Raw genomic sequence first — 1,073 nt, forward strand, 5'->3', positions numbered from 1 at the left:
GCTGAGACACCACCGGAAGAAAGACAAATCATCATTCATCGTTTTGAACAGGGTGTAACAAAGATCCTGGTTAGCGTCGGCACGCTGATTGCGGGATTTGATAGTGATGTCCGGTGCATTATTTATGCGAGACCAACTAAATCTGAAATTCGTTGGGTTCAGTGTCTTGGTCGTGGGCTTCGTACCGCACCCGGTAAAGAAACCTGCATGATATTTGATCACAGCGGTTCAGTTCACCGACTCGGTTATCCCGATAATATTGAGTATGACGCATTGCCCTCTAAAAGCGACGGCATGAAAGAAGCTGCTCGCAGTACTGACAGCGACAAAGCCGAAAAACTCCCGAAGGAATGCCCGGCGTGTCATTACATGAAACCCCCAGCTGTCTACGTCTGCCCTAAGTGTGGGTTTAAACCCTTGAGCGGTGAAGATGTAGAAGTGGATCGCTCTCGCGGACTGAAAAAGCTTAATGGTAAGGATCGCGTCTATAGCAAGGCAGAGCGCCAAAGCTGGTGGTCCCAAATCAAGTATTACCAGCGTCAGCGGGCCAATCAGGGCAAACCCATTTCTGATGGTTGGTGTGCCCATACCTTCAGAAGCAAATTTGGTGAGTTCCCTAATGGCTTAAATGACCACACGGTCGAGATCACCCCGGAAGTCAATAATTTTATCAAATGGAAACTGATTTCATGGATAAAAAGCCAGGAGAAAAAACAGCTCAGTTCAGCCACGCAGGGAGGTAACTCATGAAAACAACGGATGCAGTAATTGGACAGTGGTCGAAAGTTTTTGAATATTACGGACTGCCTCCTGTTACCGGAAAAAAACATTACAAAGGCAAGTGTCCTATTTGCGGACAGAAGGGAAAATACCGCTGTGATGATAAAGGCGGACGGGGAACATTCATTTGTGTCTGCAACATTGGTGACGGTTGGAAATTACTTGCACTGACTCAGAAGAAGGATTTTAAAGCGCAGGCAACAGAAGTTGATGAAATTATTGGCAATACGTATGCACATCAGCCTGAAAGCGTTCAATCTTCTGTCAATAAAGATGACCGGTCATTATTTCGT

At 46.1% G+C, this 1,073-nt stretch carries 2 protein-coding genes; both read left to right on the top strand.

Annotated elements, in window-relative coordinates; genetic code table 11:
* The coding region (locus tag LGZ99_RS24455; RefSeq protein ID WP_390894060.1) for a helicase-related protein at positions 1-750 on the top strand (750 nt) is incomplete at its 5' end.
* Positions 747-1,073 (top strand): primase-helicase zinc-binding domain-containing protein (locus LGZ99_RS24460; protein ID WP_315903535.1); only part of this gene is annotated, 327 nt, incomplete at its 3' end. The genes LGZ99_RS24455 and LGZ99_RS24460, both read left to right, overlap by 4 nt.

The sequence above is a fragment of the Photorhabdus temperata genome, assembly GCF_025384845.1.
Classification (GTDB): Bacteria; Pseudomonadota; Gammaproteobacteria; order Enterobacterales; family Enterobacteriaceae; genus Photorhabdus; species Photorhabdus temperata.